The sequence below is a fragment of the Martinezella lusitana genome (genome assembly GCF_900094565.1).
In the GTDB taxonomy this organism is placed as follows: domain Bacteria; phylum Pseudomonadota; class Alphaproteobacteria; order Rhizobiales; family Rhizobiaceae; genus Rhizobium; species Rhizobium lusitanum.
In genome coordinates this window covers 63732-81679 of sequence record NZ_FMAF01000018.1, presented here as the reverse complement: position 1 = coordinate 81679, position 17948 = coordinate 63732, and the positions used below count along the sequence as shown (strand labels likewise).

General features: G+C 61.4%; 17 protein-coding genes. 7 read left to right on the top strand and 10 right to left on the bottom strand.

The features are described 5' to 3' along the window. Positions 1 to 6 precede the first annotated feature (6 nt). Entirely contained in the window at positions 7 to 846 is an 840-nt protein-coding gene (locus GA0061101_RS26685) for a GNAT family N-acetyltransferase (protein WP_037197460.1), read from the bottom strand. A 315-nt stretch (positions 847 to 1161) separates the two neighbouring features. Here GA0061101_RS26685 and GA0061101_RS26680 point away from each other — a divergent pair, with 315 nt between their 5' ends. Further along, positions 1162 to 1830 carry a haloacid dehalogenase type II gene (locus tag GA0061101_RS26680; protein WP_037197565.1) on the top strand — a complete coding sequence of 223 codons (669 nt, stop codon included), beginning with the start codon at positions 1162 to 1164 and terminating at the stop codon, positions 1828 to 1830. A 12-nt stretch (positions 1831 to 1842) separates the two neighbouring features. After that, complete coding sequence (locus GA0061101_RS26675) at positions 1843 to 3120, top strand: NAD(P)/FAD-dependent oxidoreductase (RefSeq protein ID WP_037197461.1); 1278 nt, start codon at positions 1843 to 1845, stop codon at positions 3118 to 3120. A 16-nt stretch (positions 3121 to 3136) separates the two neighbouring features. Here GA0061101_RS26675 and GA0061101_RS26670 read toward each other — a convergent pair whose 3' ends face one another. Next, positions 3137 to 3535 (bottom strand): RidA family protein, encoded by a 399-nt coding sequence (locus GA0061101_RS26670; RefSeq protein WP_037197464.1) that lies wholly within the window; start codon positions 3533 to 3535, stop codon positions 3137 to 3139. A gap of 166 nt (positions 3536 to 3701) precedes the next feature. On the opposite strand from GA0061101_RS26670, the gene GA0061101_RS26665 reads away from it, so the two are divergent. Next, positions 3702 to 4295, top strand: a complete 594-nt coding sequence (locus tag GA0061101_RS26665; protein WP_037197466.1) for a TetR/AcrR family transcriptional regulator — start codon at positions 3702 to 3704, stop codon at positions 4293 to 4295. A 61-nt stretch (positions 4296 to 4356) separates the two neighbouring features. Here GA0061101_RS26665 and GA0061101_RS26660 read toward each other — a convergent pair whose 3' ends face one another. The 6 genes from GA0061101_RS26660 to argE all read right to left on the bottom strand — a co-directional run bounded on the left by GA0061101_RS26660 (position 4357) and on the right by argE (position 11096). After that, the gene (locus tag GA0061101_RS26660; RefSeq protein ID WP_092575750.1) at positions 4357 to 5814 is read right to left on the bottom strand and encodes an NAD-dependent succinate-semialdehyde dehydrogenase; all 1458 of its coding nucleotides are present in this window, start codon (positions 5812 to 5814) and stop codon (positions 4357 to 4359) included. A gap of 18 nt (positions 5815 to 5832) precedes the next feature. Further along, positions 5833 to 6876 carry a tartrate dehydrogenase gene (locus GA0061101_RS26655; RefSeq protein WP_037197469.1) on the bottom strand — a complete coding sequence of 348 codons (1044 nt, stop codon included), beginning with the start codon at positions 6874 to 6876 and terminating at the stop codon, positions 5833 to 5835. Between the two features lie 10 nt (positions 6877 to 6886). After that, a complete protein-coding gene (locus GA0061101_RS26650) occupies positions 6887 to 8350 on the bottom strand; it encodes an aldehyde dehydrogenase family protein (protein ID WP_037197471.1) in 1464 nt (487 codons plus the stop codon). Between the two features lie 196 nt (positions 8351 to 8546). Then, a complete protein-coding gene (locus GA0061101_RS26645; RefSeq protein WP_037197472.1) occupies positions 8547 to 8903 on the bottom strand; it encodes a cupin domain-containing protein in 357 nt (118 codons plus the stop codon). Between the two features lie 20 nt (positions 8904 to 8923). Continuing rightward, complete coding sequence (locus tag GA0061101_RS26640; RefSeq protein ID WP_037197473.1) at positions 8924 to 9847, bottom strand: 2-hydroxyacid dehydrogenase; 924 nt, start codon at positions 9845 to 9847, stop codon at positions 8924 to 8926. Between the two features lie 124 nt (positions 9848 to 9971). Then, the gene (gene argE, locus GA0061101_RS26635; protein ID WP_197072763.1) at positions 9972 to 11096 is read right to left on the bottom strand and encodes an acetylornithine deacetylase; all 1125 of its coding nucleotides are present in this window, start codon (positions 11094 to 11096) and stop codon (positions 9972 to 9974) included. A gap of 265 nt (positions 11097 to 11361) precedes the next feature. On the opposite strand from argE, the gene GA0061101_RS26630 reads away from it, so the two are divergent. Together GA0061101_RS26630 and GA0061101_RS26625 are read left to right on the top strand one after the other, a co-directional pair. Beyond that, positions 11362 to 12261 (top strand): GNAT family N-acetyltransferase, encoded by a 900-nt coding sequence (locus tag GA0061101_RS26630; protein WP_037197474.1) that lies wholly within the window; start codon positions 11362 to 11364, stop codon positions 12259 to 12261. A 308-nt stretch (positions 12262 to 12569) separates the two neighbouring features. Further along, a complete protein-coding gene (locus tag GA0061101_RS26625) occupies positions 12570 to 12815 on the top strand; it encodes a helix-turn-helix domain-containing protein (protein ID WP_080760624.1) in 246 nt (81 codons plus the stop codon). Here GA0061101_RS26625 and GA0061101_RS39555 read toward each other — a convergent pair. Continuing rightward, the gene (locus tag GA0061101_RS39555; RefSeq protein WP_037197475.1) at positions 12795 to 13475 is read right to left on the bottom strand and encodes a hypothetical protein; all 681 of its coding nucleotides are present in this window, start codon (positions 13473 to 13475) and stop codon (positions 12795 to 12797) included. The two genes, GA0061101_RS26625 and GA0061101_RS39555, sit on opposite strands and share 21 nt — an antisense overlap. Before the next feature lie 124 nt (positions 13476 to 13599). On the opposite strand from GA0061101_RS39555, the gene GA0061101_RS26615 reads away from it, so the two are divergent. Together GA0061101_RS26615 and GA0061101_RS26610 are read left to right on the top strand one after the other, a co-directional pair. After that, positions 13600 to 14331: a response regulator gene (locus tag GA0061101_RS26615; protein WP_037197569.1), complete on the top strand. Its 732-nt coding sequence runs from the start codon at positions 13600 to 13602 to the stop codon at positions 14329 to 14331. Next, positions 14328 to 15593 carry a sensor histidine kinase gene (locus GA0061101_RS26610; RefSeq protein ID WP_037197476.1) on the top strand — a complete coding sequence of 422 codons (1266 nt, stop codon included), beginning with the start codon at positions 14328 to 14330 and terminating at the stop codon, positions 15591 to 15593. Before GA0061101_RS26615 ends, GA0061101_RS26610 begins: the two co-directional genes overlap by 4 nt. Positions 15594 to 15990: 397 nt before the next feature. Here the strand turns inward: GA0061101_RS26610 and GA0061101_RS26605 are convergent, their stop codons facing one another. Next, the gene (locus tag GA0061101_RS26605) at positions 15991 to 17946 is read right to left on the bottom strand and encodes a MacB family efflux pump subunit (protein WP_037197478.1); all 1956 of its coding nucleotides are present in this window, start codon (positions 17944 to 17946) and stop codon (positions 15991 to 15993) included. Between the last annotated feature and the right edge of the window lie 2 nt (positions 17947 to 17948).

Genomic DNA, 17948 nt, shown 5'->3' with positions numbered 1-17948 from the left:
CTCTCTTCAGCCCAGGGCTTGGCTCGCCAGGGCAAATGTGTGAACGCTTGAAATGTTTGACGGAGCGGGTGATGCGGCGCGGCGCATGGCAATGCCGCCACCGACATGGGCAAGGCCGTGTTCGAGCAAAAATGGAGCAAGGCCGGTTTCTGCCCCGGTATCGACGCGCATGAAGACACCGGGTCGGGCCGCAAACAGGAAGCTCAGCAGATCCTGGGCATCCGCCGCCGTTTCCGCGACGACCGGGCCGCAGAGCTCGCCGCGCCCGAAGGCGCGTAACGCCGCATATCCGCGCAGGCCGTCGGTCTTGCGCAAGACGGCGAGACGACCGGTGTGGAACAATGCCTGCAGCAGCGCCGTGCGGTCCGCGCCATAGGCGAGACGATCGAGAGCGACGATGTGGTCGAAGTCGGCCGACGTCGCACGATCGACCGCCCCGGCCGCGATACAGGCCCGCAACGGCCCCTGATGCTGGGCGATCTCGCCTGTCCTCTCGAAGCCGAGACTTTGATAAAGCGGAAGGCCTTCGGCGGTTGCGACGAGCCGGCACTCGCGGGTTCCGACGATCTCAAGAGCAGCCTGCATGATGCGCCGACCGATGCCGCGCCCGCGCATGGCCTCGTCGACAATGACCATGTTGATCGTCGCTACGTCGGCGCCGTGGGGCGTGACGAAGATCGTCGCGACCACTCTCTGATTTTCGATCGCCACGAGGCCGCTGCTGAGTTCGAGCAGCATTTGCCACTCCTCGAGCCGGTGCGGCCACCTGGCCTGGCGCGACAGGGCAAGGGCTGATGGGAGATGGGATTGGTCGAGGGGGCGAACGTCGATCGCGGATGCCTGCACAGGCCTTTTCTCCCGTCTGTTGCTTTATCTCTTTGATAGACCGACAAGGAAAGAAGATCGTCCTGACGACGAAGCCGCAGCGGTATCTTTCACCGTCCGTCGACATGCCCGCCGCATCTTATGCCGGCAACGCGGCGCGACCGGGCGAGATGACGGTGCCTGGAGGCGTCAGGCGCGCAACTCTCTGCCAAAGCAGGACAAGCATACAGAACTTTCTGCTTCCCGACGGCGTAAATGCGGTGAACCGATGGGGAAAGGCTGCCTATGATGGGGCGAGATCAGCGCCAGCACGGCATTCTGCAAGGGATCAAGGACATGACGACGTTCCGGCCAAAATACATTACCTTCGACTGCTACGGCACCCTTACGAACTTCCAGATGGCCGAGGCGGCCCAGAAGATCTATGGCGAGCAGCTCGATCAGCCGCGCATGGCGCGGTTCATCAAGAACTTCGCCGCCTACCGGCTGGACGAAATTCTCGGTGACTGGAAGCCTTATAATGAAGTAATTCATAATGCCGTCGAGCGTACCTGCCGCAGGAACGGGGTCGCCTTCCACGCCGAAGATGCCCGCTCAATCTACGAGACCGTTCCGAGCTGGGGTCCGCATCCGGATGTGCCGGCCGGTCTTGCGAAGGTCGCCAAGGAAATTCCGCTCGTCATCCTGTCGAACGCCATGAACGAGCAGATCATGCACAATGTCGAAAAGCTCGGCGCGCCGTTCCACGCAGTTTTCACGGCACAGCAGGCCAATGCCTACAAGCCGCGCTTCAAAGCCTTCGAATACATGTTCGACATGCTTGGCTGCAATCCGGAGGACGTGATGCATTGCTCTTCCTCTTTCCGCTACGATCTGATGTCGGCTTATGATCTCGGCATCAAGCACAAGGTCTGGGTCAATCGTGGCCATGAGCCCGCAAACCCTTATTATGAATACGCCGAGATCAAGGACATTTCCGGCCTGCCCGGCGTTCTCGGGCTCTGACGGGAGACGGCAATGCAGTTCAAGTCCTACTGGCACGATACCGCGCCGCGTTTTGCCGGCCAGAGTGCAGCGCCGATCGAAGGTCATTATGATGTCGCGGTGATCGGCGGCGGCTTTACCGGCTTGGGCGCGGCACGGCAGCTCGCCAAGGCCGGCGCCAAGGTGGTCGTACTGGAGGCGAACACGGTCGGTTCAGGCGCCTCCGGCCGCAATGGTGGTCATCTCAACAACGGTATCGCTCACAGCTTCATTGCTGCCAAGGCGGAGCTCGGGGTTGAGCGGGCCAAGGCGCTTTATCGAGCCTTCGACGATGCTGTCGATACGGTCGAGCGGATCGTGAAGGAAGAGGCGATCGACTGCAATTTCCGCCGCGCCGGCAAGCTCAAGCTCGCGTCGAAGCCGGCTCATTTCGAAGGTATCGCCAGAAATTTCGAGGCGGTTCACCGCGAGATCGATCCGGATACGGCACTCCTGACGTCAAGCGACCTGAAGGCCGAAATCGGATCGGCCTCGTTTCACGGCGCGATGCTGTCGAAGAAGAGCGCCATGATGCATATGGGGCGCTACGCAGTCGGGCTTGCAGAGGCGGCTGTCCGCCATGGAGCGGTGGTCTATGAAAATGCGGCGGTGATCGACAGGCGAATCAACGGCAACAAGCACGAGTTGACGACGGTGCGCGGCAAGCTTACGGCTGACAATGTCCTGCTCGCGACCGGCGCCTATACCCCGGGGATCTTCGGCTATTTTCGCCGGCGGATCGTGCCCGTCGGCAGTTTCATCATCGCCACCCGACCCCTGACGGAGGCGGAGGTTGCCGCGACAATGCCGGGCGACCGCACCTGCGTCACCTCGCTCAATATCGGCAATTATTTCCGGCTTGCGCCAGACAACCGGCTCATCTTCGGCGGCAGGGCCAGGTTCTCGGCGACCTCCGATCAGCAGTCGGACGCCAAGAGCGGCGAAATCCTGCGAGCCAGCCTTGCCGAGATCTTTCCGCATCTCGCCAAGGTCGAGATCGATTATTGCTGGGGCGGCCTGGTGGATATGACCAAGGATCGGTTCCCGCGCGCCGGCTACGTCGACGGGTTGTGGTATGCGATGGGCTATTCAGGCCATGGGGCGCAGATGGCGACGCATATGGGCATGATCATAGCCGACGCCATCCTGGGCAAGACGGATCGCAACCCGGTCAAGGGGCTGGAATGGCCTGCCGTTCCCGGGCATTTCGGCAAGCCCTGGTTCCTGCCGCTCGTCGGCATGTACTACAAAACCCTCGATCGTTTTCAATAGCCGCGGATTGCCGGAATCACGCCTTTGAAGGGATGCGGGCAATGACCTTGATCTCGAAGTCGAAGCCGGCGAGCCAGTTCACGCCGATCGCGGTCCAGTTCGGATAGGGCGGCGCGCTGAAAATCTTCTGTTTGACGGCCATGATCGTTGGGAACTGGTTTTCAGGATCGGTATGAAACGTCGTTATATCAACGATATCATCGAGCGTGCAGCCTGCCGCATCCAGTGTTGCCTTGAGGTTTTCGAAAGCCAACTGGACCTGGAGTTGGAAATCGGGTTCGGGCGTTCCATCGGAACGACTGCCGACCTGTCCTGACACGAAAAGCAGGTCAGCGGATCGGATGGCGGCCGAATAGCCGTGTTCCTCGTAAAGGGCGTGCCGGTTGGCAGGGAAGATTGCTTCGCGCTTGGTCATTTCCGATCTCTCTTCATAGACGTTGACAGGCTGTCGATGAGCGCAGCGCGATCCGGGAGCTTCACACGCTGTCGGATCATCTGATATACGTTGCGTATCTGAAATAGCCGATATACGCACCGTATGTCAAATTAATATACGACGCGTATATGAAATCGAGGGCAAGATGGCGAAGCGACGCGTCGAGACGATGGAAGAGAACCGGGCCAAGTTGATCGTGGCCGCACGAAAGGCCTTCGCTGAAAAAGGGTATTCGGCCGCTTCCATGGACGAGCTGACCGCCGAGGTCGGTCTGACAAGGGGCGCGCTTTACCATAATTTCGGTGACAAGCGCGGGCTTCTGGCGGCGGTTGTCGATCAGATCGACTCGGAAATGGCGTTACGCGCTCAAGAGATCGGCGTTCGAGCAGGCGATGATTGGAAGGGCCTGCTCGCCGAAGGCGCTGCTTATATCGAGATGGCGCTCGTTCCGGAGGTCCAACGCATCGTTCTGCTCGATGGACCTGCAGTATTGGGTGATCCGTCAAAGTGGCCCAGTCAAAGCAGCTGTCTTCAAGCAACCAGACGGACAGTGGAGCGTCTGATCGCCCAAAAGGTCCTCAAGCCGGTCGACGCGGAGGCGGCCGCCCGGCTTCTCAGCGGCGCTGCGCTCAATGCAGCTCTCTGGGTCGCCGCCAGCGACGATCCGCAGCATGTGCTGCCGAAGGCCATCGAGACATTCCATGCCTTGGCCGAGGGCCTTCTCACGAAGCCTGCGTGAATTCCTGTCGCCAAGAAAGCTGCAACGATGTCCGTGCCGCAAGTCGGTTTCGGCGCGACTTTCAGGCAAGCCCGCCGATGTGGAAGGTCTTCATCTCGAGATATTCCTCGATGCCGGCCTGCGAGCCTTCGCGTCCGAGACCGGATTGCTTGACGCCGCCGAACGGGGCCACTTCCGTCGAGATCGCGCCCGTATTCAGCCCGATCATGCCGAATTCCAGCGCCTCGCCGATGGCCCAGGAACGCTTGAGCCCTTGCGTATAGAAATAGGCCGCAAGGCCGAACGGCGTGCCGTTGGCGATGGCGATCGCCTCTTCGTCGGTCGTGAAGCGGAAGAGCGGCGCAACCGGGCCGAAGGTCTCTTCGCTTGCCAGCAGCATGTTGGTGGTGGCACCCGACAGGACGATGGGGGCGGCGTATTGGCGGCCCTCCGGCAGATTTGAAGCCTTGGCGATGATCGTCGCACCCTTCTCGACGGCATCGCTGACATGGCGCTCGATCTTGTCGATGGCCGCTGCATTGATCATCGGCCCGATGTCGATTCCCGTTTGCGTACCGGGGCCGACCTTCATGGCGGAAACGCGGGCGGAAAGCTTTTCGGCAAAGACGTCATAGACCTTGTCCTGCACCAGAATGCGGTTCGAGCAGACGCAGGTCTGGCCGCCATTGCGGAATTTCGAGGCGATTGCGCCCTCGACGGCGAGGTCGAGATCGGCATCGTCGAAGACGATGAAGGGCGCATTGCCGCCGAGTTCGAGGCTGAGGCGCTTGATGCTGTCGGCCGCGCCCCGCATCAATAGGGCGCCGACACGGGTCGAGCCGGTGAAGGAGATCTTGCGCACTATCTCGTTGCGCATCAGCTCGTTGCCGATCTCTGTTGGCATTCCAGTGACGATGTTGATGACGCCGGCGGGGATGCCGGCGCGTTCGGCGAGCACGCCAAGCGCCAGCGCCGAATAGGGCGTGAAGTCGGATGGCTTGATGACGACAGTGCAGCCGGCGGCAAGGGCGGGTGCGACTTTGCGGGTGATCATTGCGTTCGGGAAGTTCCACGGCGTGATGATGCCGCAGACACCGACGGGCTCCTTCAACACGATGATCCGCCGATCTGGTGTCGGCGAGGGGATGGTGCTGCCGCCGATGCGGCGGGCTTCCTCGGCGAACCATTTGACGAAAGACGCGCCGTAGCGGATTTCACCGCGCGCCTCGGCGAGCGGCTTGCCCTGTTCGCTTGTCAGCAGCAGCCCGAGATCGTCGCAGTTCTCGATCATCAGATCGTGCCAGGCTTCGAGCAGTTGCGCCCGCTCGGCATGGGTTTTCGCGCGCCAGGCGGGAAAGGCTGCATTGGCGGCTTCGATCGCCGCCCGCGTCTCGGTTTCGCCCATATCGGGAACGGTACCCACAGCCGTCTGCGAGGCCGGGTCGATGACATCGACGGTCTTGCCGGAGGCAGCATCCAGCCAGGTTCCGCCGATCAGACCCTGCTGGTGAAACAGACTCTTGTCCTTGAGATCGATCATGTCTTGCGTCCTTGTCGTTCAGCTAAGTGCGTTCAGCACGGCCTTGGTAATGGTGTCGGTCTTGTCTTTGCCTGGAGCCGTGCCGATGCCGGCCGCCGTCGCCGCCGCGATGGCGTCCATGATCGCGTCGGCGGCAGTCTTCTCGCCGAGATGCTCCAGCATCATGGCGGCCGACCAGATGGCGGCGATCGGATTGGCGATTCCGAGATGGGCGATATCCGGGGCGGAGCCATGCACGGGCTCGAACATCGACGGCGCGGTTCGGTCCGGGTTGAGATTGGCGGAGGCGGCAAAGCCGAGCCCGCCCTGGATCGCGGCCCCGAGGTCCGTCAGGATGTCGCCGAACAGATTGGAGGCGACGACGACGTCAAGGCTTTCCGGCGCCATCACCATGCGCGCCGCCATGGCGTCGATATGGTAGCTGGTGACAGCGACGTCGGGATAGTCGGCTGCGACCTTGGCAGTAATCTCGTCCCAGAACACCATGGAATATTTCTGCGCATTCGACTTGGTGACGGAGGCGAGCTTGCCGCGCCGCATGCGCGCCTGCTCGAAGCCGAAGCGCAGGATGCGCTCCACGCCCGTGCGGGTGAAGATCGAGGTTTCGACGGCGACTTCGTTCGCCGTGCCCTGATGCACGCGGCCACCCGCGCCGGAATATTCGCCCTCGGTATTCTCGCGGATGCAAAGAATGTCGAAGTCTTTGGCTTTCAACGGCCCTTCAACCCCCGGCAGCAGCCGGTGAGGGCGGATATTGGCATATTGCTCGAAGGCCTTGCGGATCGGCAGAAGAAGGCCATGCAGCGAGACGGAGTCAGGCACTTCGGCCGGCCAGCCGACCGCGCCGAGCAGGATGGCGTCGAAACCGCGCAGCGTCGCGATTCCGTCGGCAGGCATCATTGCCCCGGTTTCCTTGTAGTAGGCGCAGGACCAGGGAAAGCTCGTCGGCTCCAGCCCGAAGCCCGTCTTATCGGCCACTCTCTCCAAGACTTGCCATGCCGCGTCGATAACATCCTTGCCGATACCGTCGCCGGGGATAAGCGCGATCCTGTAGGTCTTCATGGTCGGTTCCTCAGATGTTGATCAGCACGGACTTGCTGCGGCGGTTGGCAAGATAGGCGTCGCGGCCGAGATCCTTGCCGATGCCGGAACTCTTGTAGCCGCCCGTCGGCAGAATATGGTCGCGCGAACGCCCGTAGCGATTGACCCAGACGGTGCCGGCCTGCAGGCGGCGCGTGACGCGAATGGCGCGGGAAAGATCGCGTGTGAAGAGACCCGCCGCAAGTCCGTAGATCGGGTGATCGGCAAGCTCGAGAGCCTCTTCCTCCTCCTCGAAGGTCTGCAAGGTCAGCACCGGGCCGAAGATTTCTTCCGTGACGGCGGGGGAGGCCTGATCGACACTTGCAAGCAGCGTCGGCGCGTAGAAATAGCCGGGTCGACCCAATTGCGTTCCACCGGTCAGGCACTCCGCGCCGGCATCGATCGCGGCCTGGACGATCCGGTCGATACGTCCGATCTGGCGTTCCGAGATGATGGGCGAGTAGAGGCTGTTCTCGTCCCAGGTCGGCCCCGGCTTGATCCTGGACATATGCTCGAGGATCGCTTCGGCCAGCGGCGCGGCGATGCTGCGCTCGGCAATCAGCCGCGATCCGGCCACGCAGGCCTGGCCGGCATTGGCAAGGATGTTGCGGGCGATCGCTTCGGCGGCCAGCGCGATATCCGCGTCGGCAAAGACGAGTTGCGGGCTCTTGCCGCCGAGCTCCAATGTCATCGGCTTGATGCCCGTGCGGGCGATATTCTCCATGATCGCCGACCCTGCGGCGGTCGAACCGGTAAAGCTGATCTTGCCGATGCCGGGATGGCCCGTCATCGCAGCCCCCGTCGTCGGGCCGTCGCCGAGCACGATGTTGATCAGGCCGGCGGGAATGCCGGCGCGCACCGAAAGCTCGGCCATATGGAGCGTCGAAAAAGGCGTCATCTCGGATGGCTTCAGCACGATGGCATTGCCGGCCGCAAGTGCCGGCCCGATCTTCCAGCCCGCCATGGAAATCGGAAAATTCCAGGGCGTGATCGCGCCGACGACACCATAGGGTTCCGTCATGATCATGCCGAGGCTGTTGCCGTCGGTCGGCACGAGATCGCTGCCTTCCTTGTCGGCGAATTCCGCGAAGAAGCGGATCTGCTCGGCTGTTACGGCAATGTCGCCGGCGATGAGCTGCCCGACCGGCCGGGTCGAGGATATGGCCTCCAGACGCGCCAATGTGACGGCTTCTTCCTCGATGAGGTCGGCCCATCGCACCAAAGCCTTGGTCCGCTCGCGCGGCCGAAGGCTGGCCCAGCCGCTTGTCCTGAGGGCCTGATTGGCCGCGTCCACGGCCTGATCGACTATGTCCCTTCCCGCGATCGGGCATTGCGCGAAAGCGACACCATCCGAAGGCCGGTGGACGTCTATGCCACCGCTTGCTGCGACATAGCGGCCGGCGATGAAATGTCCGCTCGGAAGATCGAGGGAGTCTGGGTCGAAACTGAGGGTCATGGTGTTTCCTTGCCAGCGGTTCCAGCAAGTCTAACGGCTGTGCCGTGGCAGTTTCGGTCGTGCGTCCGCGATGTCGCGACGGAATATCCCGTTTGTCCCCGATGTTTCAGCGCAAGATTTGGTGCCTGAAAGTGCGCCACGCAGCGAAGCTGCACGGTTGGTTCGGCTTCAAGAACGGGAAGATCCGCAACGCGTGTCATCCGGTCACGGTGACATAGATTTTGCGGACGGTCTCGATCGTCCGCCAGACGCCTTTGAAGCCCGGTTTCATGACGAAGCTGTCACCGGCGCGGTAGGTAACCGGCGCGCCGCCGTCCTCGGTCAGTTCGATAACGCCCTGCAGGATATGGCAGAATTCGAAAGTCTCTCCCTTGATCGAGCGGGTCTCACCCGGCGTCGCTTCCCATATGCCGGTATTGACCGTTCCGTCGCGGGCGCTGTCCTGCGCCCAGGTCTTGAAGGACGGATCGCCCGAAATCAGCCGCTCGGGGAGGGCCTTGGATTGCTTCGGCTCGAATGTCGGTGTCGGATCGATGGCTTTCAGCAGGGACATGCGGTTCCTTTCAGGGGTAATCAGTAGCCGCGGCTGCGGTCGACGAGGCCGATGGGCTCTAGCCCGCTCTCGTGGCGGCGGATGTTGGTGATGACGGCATTTGCGGCAGTCTCGGGCTGCGTGACGCTGGCGACATGCGGCGTCAGAACGATCCTGGGGTGATGCCAGAGTGGATGCCCGGCCGGCAGCGGTTCGGGGTCGGTGACATCCAGGATAGCGCCGCAGAGATGACCGTCGTCGAGCGCGCGGATCAGGGCTGCCGCATCGAGTTGCGGGCCGCGACCGGCGTGCACGAGGCCCGCCCCCGGCGGCAGGGCAGCAAAGAGATCGGCGTTAAGGATGCCTTGCGTTTCGGGTGTCAGCGGCAGAAGGCAGACAAGGATATCGGTGCCTGCCAGGAACTCCGGCAACTGATCGGCCCCGTGATAGCAGGTGACCCCTTCGATACTGCGTGGAGAGCGGCTCCAGCCGCGAAGCGGGAAGCCGAAGGGGCACAGGCGCTCAAGAACGGCAAGACCGAGATTGCCGAGGCCAAGCACGCCGACACGCCGGTCGGACGCCTGGCGCACGGGCCGGGCGGCCCATTTCTGCGCTCTCTGCTGTTCGATATAGCCTGGAAGATCGCGATGTATAGCGAGCACCCCGAGCGTCACATACTCCTGCATCATCCGGGTGATGCCGTCTTCGACCATGCGCACGAGCTTGACCTTTTCGGGCAGGGCCGAAAGGGAGAACTGGTCGACGCCGGCGCCGATGGAAAACAGGATTTCCAGATTGCGATAACGGTCAAGGTCGGCGGGTGCAGTCCAGGTGATCAGATATTTGATGGCGTCCGGGTCGATGCTTTCAGCATCCGTGATGAAAGGAAGGCCGGGCAGCTCGCGCGCGAAAGCGGCCTTGAAGATTTTGGCCCGTTCGGCATCGGAATTGAATAAGAAGGCCATGGCTTTCCTTCGGGTTTGCTTGAGCCAGCTTGCCGTGCCCTTCACGGCAGGATGCATCGAAATAGGGTCGCGTGACCGCATAACGATGCGGATTTTTGCGGTCTTGCAATGCAATCGTGATGGCCTACAGAACCAGACGATTCCCGAGCGCTTCGATCATCCGCACGCAGGCCGTGAGCTCAGCGAGTTCGATGAACTCATTGGCCTTATGCGCGCGGCCGATGTCGCCCGGGCCGCAAATAATGGCAGGCATGCCTGCGGCCTGATAGAGGCCGGCCTCCGTGCCGTAGCTGACGGCGGCAAGTGGCGTCTGTCCGGTCAGCTCTTCCATCAGCCCGGCCAGAGGTGCATCGGCGGCCAGCGATAGTGCGGGATAGCTGCTGAGCACCTCCCAACCGGCGGTAAAGCCGCGATCCGTCAAAGTGGTAAGACAAGCTTCGACTTCGGCGAGCAGACCGACCGGGTCGACACCTTCGATAGCGCGGGCCTCCAGCTCGATCGTGCATTGATCAGGAATGACGTTGACGGCCTGCCCGCCGTGGATGGTGCCGACCTGCAAGGAGGAATAGGGCGGTTCGAAATTTTCGTCGAACGGTCCCTTTGTCAGACGCCTGGCGGTCGTGACGGCTTGGTCGAGAATTTCTGCCATCGCGTGGATGGCATTAAGGCCGAGATCGGGGCGCGAGGAATGACCGGCGCGGCCGCCGATCGCGGCTCTGGCTGCCGCCTTGCCCTTGTGGGCACGAATGGCGCGCATGCCGCTCGGCTCGCCGATGATGCATCCCAACGGCGGAGCGCAGAGATCGGGAAGCCTGGCGATCATGTGCGGCACGCCGCGGCATCCGGCCTCCTCATCATAGGAAAACGCCAGATGCAGGGGGCGCTCGAGCGGTCGCCGTGCGATTGCCGGCAGCGCGGCGACCGCACAGGCGAGAAAGCCCTTCATGTCGCTGGTACCGCGTCCCGTCAGCCTTTCGCCGTCGCGCTGCAGCGAAAATGGATCGCTCGTCCAGCCTGGCTCGCCCGCGGGCACGACATCCATGTGGCCGGAAAGCAGATAGCCCGGCTGATCGGCCGGGCCGACAGTGGCGAACAGATTGGAGCGATCACCTTCCGGCCCGGCGAGCAGGGTGACGCGCGCGCCGGCCTGCTCGAGATAGTCCGCAATCCAGCCGACGATCGCCTGGTTCGGCGTGCCGACGACGGATGGAAAGGCCACCAGCCGTTCAAGAATCTGATCCGGAGTCATTTCAATCACTGGAATATCCTGATTTGCCCGTAGCCACGCCGCCAAGATGGCTTTCATCAACATAATATGCCGCAATGTCACCGGCTGCTGAAAGTGTTGCAGCTTTGGTGGAATCTTCCGTATTTGTGGGGCTCTCAAGCGCATTCTGTTGCGTAAGCGACGCTACAACCGATACAGGCAGTGTTGCCTGCAAATTGTGAATTCAAACCGAGCCCGGCAGCAATTCGGATCACCTCTAATGTGCCTGCGAGAATGGGGGAGTGTCATGACTAATTCCAGTTCGATCCAACTGGAATCGTTTGAGCTGACCATGGGGGATATCGCAAAGGCCGATGTCGATGCCCTGCATGCTCTGTCGCTGTCGGTAAGCTGGCCGCATCGAGCGGAGGATTGGCAGATCGTCCGCGAGCTGGGTCAAGGGATCGTGGCGCATGATTCGATCGGTCGTGTGCTCGGCTCCGCCATGCTTTTCGACTTCGGGCCGTATTTCGCCACCATCGGCATGGTGATCACCTCGCCGCGTTTGCAGGCGCTGGGAACGGGGCGCTGGATGATGGATCATATCATCGCGCAGACCGGCTCGCGCCCACTTGGACTGAACGCGACCCACTCCTCCAAGCGGCTCTATCAGTCTCTCGGCTTTAATGCCGAGCAGGTCGTCTACCAGTGCCAAGGCGAGGCAATCGCGCCGCCTGCCGAGCTTTTGCCGCCGGGCACGCGACTGCGCCCGATCGTCGAGGCCGACCTGGCAGAGGTCGCTGCATTGGATCTGGCCGCCTACGGCGCGGACCGCACGCTCCTGTTGCAACGTCTCATCGCCATCTCGGAGGGATTGGCGCTTGTCCAGGGTGACAATATGGTGGCCTTTGCGCTCTGTCGCCGCTTCGGGCGCGGCCATGTGATCGGCCCCGTGGTGGCGATGGGCGACGAAGAGGCGATTGCCGTTGTTCGACCGTATGTCGCCGAACGCGCCGGCGGCTTCCTGCGCCTCGATACCCGCCAGCAGACCGGTCCATTCCCGCAATTTCTCATGCGATCCGGACTTGCGATCCACGACACCGTCACGAGCATGTCGCTGCGACAGGTCTGGCTGCACGGGGACGGGCGTCCGCCTGCCGATGGAAAGCCGCTGACCTACGGTTTGGCCAGCCAGGCGCTGGGGTAGGTCACCTCCTCGGCAAATTTGCCCGCCGGAACGGACCTCGGCAGCGGCGAGGATTGCCGGTCGATCGGCTGTATACCCGGTCGGGCTGTGACCACAGCGTGTGACGCTCCCGATCATCCTTCCAGGGCGTCAGACGAGCCGAGATCTGTGGGATTGGCAGCTATGCGCTTCCACGCTTGCCAGTGCCGCATTGATGCCTATATTGAGCGAGCATTCGGCCGCGTGTTTAGGCCGAGATGCTGCTTGGCTGCAACAGCCGCCTTCACCCGGCACTTGATTTGCCGGCGGACTTTGGAAGGAGAAATTTCATGTCCATTACTCCGAACAATCTCGATAGTTCAAAGGCTTCTACAGTTCCCCATCAAGAAATCGCCGATGCCGTTCGACAGTCTCGCGAAACCATCGGTTACACGATCGGTGATCTCTCCGAAACCTGTGGGCTCACGAGCGAGGAAATTGTCGAAATAGAGGCTGGCGCTGAGGCTGATCCGGCAAAACTTCGGCGAATAGCCGCTGCATTGCAGGTTCCACCTTCAACTTTTTTCATAGTTTGATAGCAGGGCGCACCTTGACGGGTGCGCCCTTCGACTATTTCGAAGGCCGCGCGACTGTTCTCGTTGAAGGCCTTGTTCATGCGCAGTTCGGCGCTCCGCAAGTTCGGTGCGCGTGCGATCGAGATGGTCGCCAACCGTTTCCTGAAATCGTTCGATCCCATGCTCTTCGGCTAGCAGATAGCGATGCCGACCAGTTCGCCATTGGTCGCGACCGGGCGCGCGCGTTGCCTGATCTGTGGCCCTTAGCTTCATCTGCCGATCGGCCGCTGGAACGCCAAATTCTTCTTCGATGTCGACGAGGATTGCCACGGCCAGATTTTCACCGTGGAAGTTCATGCTGCGGAATTGCTTGGCAAGCTGCGTGTCTGCCCGCAGGGTACCGGCTCTTTCGAAGCGGCAGTGCCCGTCGAGGTCACCAATCCGCGTGCGCCTATCGAAATTCGGGTCATGATGGACAGCGGCGCCATCGAAGTGCGGCTTCGGCCTGGAGTGGCGAATGGCTGCGCGCGGCGTGATGCCTTGAGCCGAGGATCCCGCCGATCCAGCGCGCGTTGCCGTGACTATCGGCCGATCGTACTTTTCCGAACCGTGATATGCTGTGCGGATGATCTCACCGGAGGCGTTTTCCCCCGTCATGAATGCGATTTTGTTGCTGAACATTTCTATTGTCGGGAATTTTGTAAACCAACATTTCCGGCGCGAGAAATTCCGTATTGGCGCCGCAAAACCCGTCTTTTCATGGAGTTGATAGTTCGTATAAGAGTTGAGAAACGGAATGAAGCCCATGACTGTTATCGCCGCACCGGATATTTTAATCGTCGATGACGACCACGAGATTCGCTCGCTGCTGAGCCGGTATCTCGAGGAGCAGGGCTTTCGCGTGTCGACGGCAAGCGACCTCCGCGGCTGCAATGATTCCCTCAATCGGCGCTCCCCCGATCTGCTTGTTCTGGATGTGATGCTACCGGACGGATCTGGTCTCGATCTCTGCCGCGACCTGCGCAATAGGCGCCCGCGCGTTCCGGTCATTCTGCTGACGGCCTTAAAGGAGGATATAGACCGGATTCTCGGCCTCGAGATCGGCGCTGACGATTATCTCGGCAAGCCGTTCAATCCGCGTGAGCTGGCTGCCCGCATTCGTGCCGTGTTGCGTCGTACCAACGAGGACATGTCTTCCGAGCCTGAACAAAGGCGGTATCTTTTCGCTGATATGACCCTTGATCCGCAGCTCCGCCGGGTGACCAGGGAGAATGGCGAAGTGATCCCGCTGACCGGCGCCGAATTCGATTTGCTCAAGACCTTCCTCGAGCGGGCGGGGCGGCTTTTGTCGCGTGATCAGCTGCTCGACCTGACGCAGGGGCGTGATCGCGATCCCGCCGACCGCTCGATCGATGTCCTGATGAGCCGGCTGCGCCGGAAGCTCGGCGAAACCGCTGAGGAGCCGGTCTTCCGAACGGTCCGCAATGGCGGCTATCAGCTCGTCGTACCGGTGACGGCGGTCAAGGGCGATCCATGAAATCCCTCGGTGCGCGTCTGGCGCTGCTCCTGCTGACGGCTATCGTTCTGGTCGTCATTTCATCGTCTTTCGTGGCAAGCCTTGTCATGCGGGGACCCAGGCCGGACATGATGATCGAGCCGGAGGCACGGCAACTCGCCGTTCTGGCCGCCTTTGCCGAGAAGGACCGGGCCATGGCTGCCGCGGCGGGGTTGATTGTCGCTCCCAAGCCTGCCGACGGTCCGCGCGATGAAGAATTGTCCCGCTTTCTAGTCGAGGCGCTGCTTCGGATTTCCAGCATGCGCGAGGCGATCATATCGCGCCAATCGACCGGCGAGATGATTGCGTCGCTGAAGCTCTCCGACGGCAGCTGGCTCGTCACGCCGATGCCGCAACATGGTCCACCGCCGGGAGGCTGGAAGATTCTTGTCGGATGGCTCGGCCTTATCATCATCGGCAGCGTGCTGGTTTCCATCTTCGCGGCTTCGAAGATCATGAAACCGCTTCGCCTGCTGGAGCGGGCCGTGGCCGAAGTCAACCCGGATGGCACGCTCCCACATATACCGGAAACCGGTCCGGGTGAAATTCGGGTCACCGCACAGGCGCTCAACGGCCTGTCGGCCCGAGTGAAGGCCTCCACGGAAAGCCGGATGCGGCTCGTGGCGGCTGCCGGGCATGATCTGAGGACACCGATGACGCGGATGCGTCTGCGGGCGGAGTTCATCCAGGACGATGAAGAGCGGCGCAAATGGCTCGCCGATCTCGAGGAGCTCGACAGGATCGCCGACAGCGCGATTGGCCTGGTGAGGGAAGAGATTTCCAAGGACAGCCTGGAGCGCGTCAGGCTCGATACCGCCGTAGAGGAAATCGTCGAGGAGCTTCAGGCGATCCACATGAATGTCAAAAGCGGCGAGCTGGAACCTGCGCTGATCTCTGCGGGGCCGCTGGCGGTCACCAGGGCATTGCGGAATCTGCTCATCAATGCCGCCACGCATGGCCAATCGGCAACGGTCACCGTGACGCATCTCGGCAACAAGGCGGTGGTCAGAATTATCGATACCGGTCCCGGCATCCCCGAGGAGCGGCTCAATCAGGTGTTCGAGCCTTTCTTCCGCATCGATATAGCAAGGCAAAGATCCTTTCCCGGCGCCGGTCTCGGCATGGCCATTGCCCATGAGATCGTCACCCGCTTCGACGGCGAAATCACCGTGCGAAACCGGCAGCCTACGGGGCTTGAGCAGGTAGTTTCATTTAAGAGCGCCGACGGTAAATCCGCGAATTAAGCCATGCCGGTTCGCCCAAGTTTTCGCGGTGGGCACAACTCGGTCGCATTTTCGAACCGAGTGCCGGATTGCGACTGGCATTTTGCAGAAAAACAAGATTTACTTGCGTAAGACTTTCGGAAGTTTCAATGGACGATAGTATTACAATAAGGTTACAGAACTTACCAAATAAAGCCGGCCCTTTGGCAAAGCCGAGACACTAAATTTCTCGAAAATGCCTCCTTTCAGAAACATTCAGAAATGTTCGAGCCGCGGACTGATGTAGTATCACAGTCGATCACAAGCCTGGCTCGAGCAGGCTTTGATCGCCCCGCATACCGGCTTCGCCATGACGCCCCCAACACGAATGGCGAAGCCGGATTATCTCCGAGGGCATCCTTAAAATTTCCCTTTATAATCAGTCTCTTGAAAGCGCGGCGACCGGATCGAGCCGCGAGGCGTTGCGTGCCGGCAGGTACCCGAAGGTTAGACCGATGGCGCACGAACACGTGAAGGCGAGAAGGATCGAGCTCGCCGAAAAAACCAATGTGAAATTGGACGCGAAATGATTGAAGGCGGCGCCGAAGCCGAGCGCTGTGGCAATGCCGAAAGCGCCGCCGAGGAGGCAGACCAGCACGGCCTCGATCAGGAACTGCTGCAGGATGTCCTGGCGCCTTGCACCGACGGCCATGCGCACGCCGATCTCCGCGATACGCTCGGATACCGAGACGAGCATGATGTTCATGACGCCGATGCCGCCGACAAGCAGCGAGATGACGGCGATCGCCGAGACGAGGAGGGTCATTGTCCTGGTCGTGGTGGTGATCGTCTGGCGGATATCGTCGGTATTGAGAATGAAGAAATCCTTGGTGCCGTGGCGGCGCTCCAGGAACTGCGTCACGGCCGCTTCGGCTGTTGAGCTTTCGATATCGTCCACGACGCGTACGGTGACGCTGCGCAGCGACATATCGCCGAGGAAGCGCGCCTGCACGCCGGTATAGGGCAGATAGACGGAAAGATTGTCGCTGGAGCCGAAGCCGCCCTGTTGGGAGGCAATGACGCCGATGACACGCACAGGCACCTTGCCGACGAAGATCGTCTGCCCGATCGGGTTGAGACCTTTGTCGGTAAACAGCGTCGTTGCGGTGTTCTGATCGATCACGGCGTCCTGCGCCATGCGCCTGATACCGTCAGCGTCAAACAGACGGCCGGCGACCAGTTTTGATCCCTTCACCGTAAAATAGGCGTCACCAACGCCGTTGATCAGCGCATTTGCTTCCGTTGAGCCGAAGCGCACGGTACTGCTCGTCGAGACAGTCGGTGTGACGGCTGCGACATAAGTGAGCTTCGCCAGCGCGTCGGCGTCCGCGACGACCAGGGTCTTTATGCGCCCCGACCGCATATCGCCGAAGCTTTTGCCGGGGAAAATCTCCAGCGTGTTCGTGCCAAGGCTGTTGATGTTTGCCAGGACCTTGCGTTGCGATCCCTCGCCAAGCGCGATGACGCTGACGACCGAGGCGATACCGATGATGATGCCGAGCATTGTGAGGAAGGTGCGCAGCCGGTGGGCCTTAAGTGCAAGCATCGCCATGAAAAAGGCTTCGGCCAGTCGGCCAGACATCTCGCGCCAGCTGGATTTGCCGAAACCGGCCTTGGCGACCGCTGTGCGAAGCCGGGGAGTTTCCTCCCGCGTGCGCCTATCGGCAACGATCCGGCCATCGGAGATTTCGATGATGCGATCGGCGCGGGCGGCCACATTCATGTCGTGGGTGACGATCACGACCGTATGGCCTTCGGCGTGCAGCTCGCCAAGGATGCGCAGTACCTCTTCGCCGCTTTGTCGGTCCAGCGCCCCGGTCGGCTCGTCGGCGAGAATGACATTGCCGTTGTTCATCAGCGCGCGCGCTATCGAGACGCGCTGCTGCTGGCCACCGGAAAGCTGGCCTGGCCGATGTCCTGCCCTTTCGGCCATGCCCAGGCGTTCGAGAAGTGCGGCCGCGCGCACCCGTCTCGCCTCGCCCGGTTGCCCGGCATAGATTGCCGGCACTTCGATATTGCCGATCGCGGTCAACTCCGAAAGCAGATGATAGCGCTGGAAGATGAAGCCGAAATGCTCTCGCCGCAGCCTGGAAAGCGCGTCGTTGTCGAGGCGATGCGTCTGCGCGCCGGCGATCGCATAGGTTCCGTCGGTCGGGCGATCGAGCAGGCCGATGATGTTCATCAATGTCGATTTGCCGGAACCGGAAGGGCCGACGATAGCCACCATCTCACCTTCGTCGATGGACAGATCGATGTCCTGCAATACGGCGATGGTGCGCTCGCCCGACTGGTATTCCCGGCGCACGCCCTGCAGTTCTATGATCGGGAAAGCCATGG

Coding starts and splice junctions, on each gene's coding strand:
- GA0061101_RS26605 (WP_037197478.1), bottom strand. CDS start 17,946: ATGGCTTTCCCGATCATAGAACTGCAGGGCGTGCGCCGGGAATACCAG.
- GA0061101_RS26640 (WP_037197473.1), bottom strand. CDS start 9,847: ATGGCCTTCTTATTCAATTCCGATGCCGAACGGGCCAAAATCTTCAAG.
- GA0061101_RS26655 (WP_037197469.1), bottom strand. CDS start 6,876: ATGAAGACCTACAGGATCGCGCTTATCCCCGGCGACGGTATCGGCAAG.
- GA0061101_RS26650 (WP_037197471.1), bottom strand. CDS start 8,350: ATGACCCTCAGTTTCGACCCAGACTCCCTCGATCTTCCGAGCGGACAT.
- GA0061101_RS26625 (WP_080760624.1), top strand. CDS start 12,570: ATGTCCATTACTCCGAACAATCTCGATAGTTCAAAGGCTTCTACAGTT.
- GA0061101_RS26610 (WP_037197476.1), top strand. CDS start 14,328: ATGAAATCCCTCGGTGCGCGTCTGGCGCTGCTCCTGCTGACGGCTATC.
- GA0061101_RS26615 (WP_037197569.1), top strand. CDS start 13,600: ATGACTGTTATCGCCGCACCGGATATTTTAATCGTCGATGACGACCAC.
- GA0061101_RS26660 (WP_092575750.1), bottom strand. CDS start 5,814: ATGATCGATCTCAAGGACAAGAGTCTGTTTCACCAGCAGGGTCTGATC.
- GA0061101_RS39555 (WP_037197475.1), bottom strand. CDS start 13,475: ATGTTCAGCAACAAAATCGCATTCATGACGGGGGAAAACGCCTCCGGT.
- GA0061101_RS26680 (WP_037197565.1), top strand. CDS start 1,162: ATGACGACGTTCCGGCCAAAATACATTACCTTCGACTGCTACGGCACC.
- GA0061101_RS26630 (WP_037197474.1), top strand. CDS start 11,362: ATGACTAATTCCAGTTCGATCCAACTGGAATCGTTTGAGCTGACCATG.
- argE (WP_197072763.1), bottom strand. CDS start 11,096: ATGACTCCGGATCAGATTCTTGAACGGCTGGTGGCCTTTCCATCCGTC.
- GA0061101_RS26645 (WP_037197472.1), bottom strand. CDS start 8,903: ATGTCCCTGCTGAAAGCCATCGATCCGACACCGACATTCGAGCCGAAG.
- GA0061101_RS26675 (WP_037197461.1), top strand. CDS start 1,843: ATGCAGTTCAAGTCCTACTGGCACGATACCGCGCCGCGTTTTGCCGGC.
- GA0061101_RS26665 (WP_037197466.1), top strand. CDS start 3,702: ATGGCGAAGCGACGCGTCGAGACGATGGAAGAGAACCGGGCCAAGTTG.
- GA0061101_RS26670 (WP_037197464.1), bottom strand. CDS start 3,535: ATGACCAAGCGCGAAGCAATCTTCCCTGCCAACCGGCACGCCCTTTAC.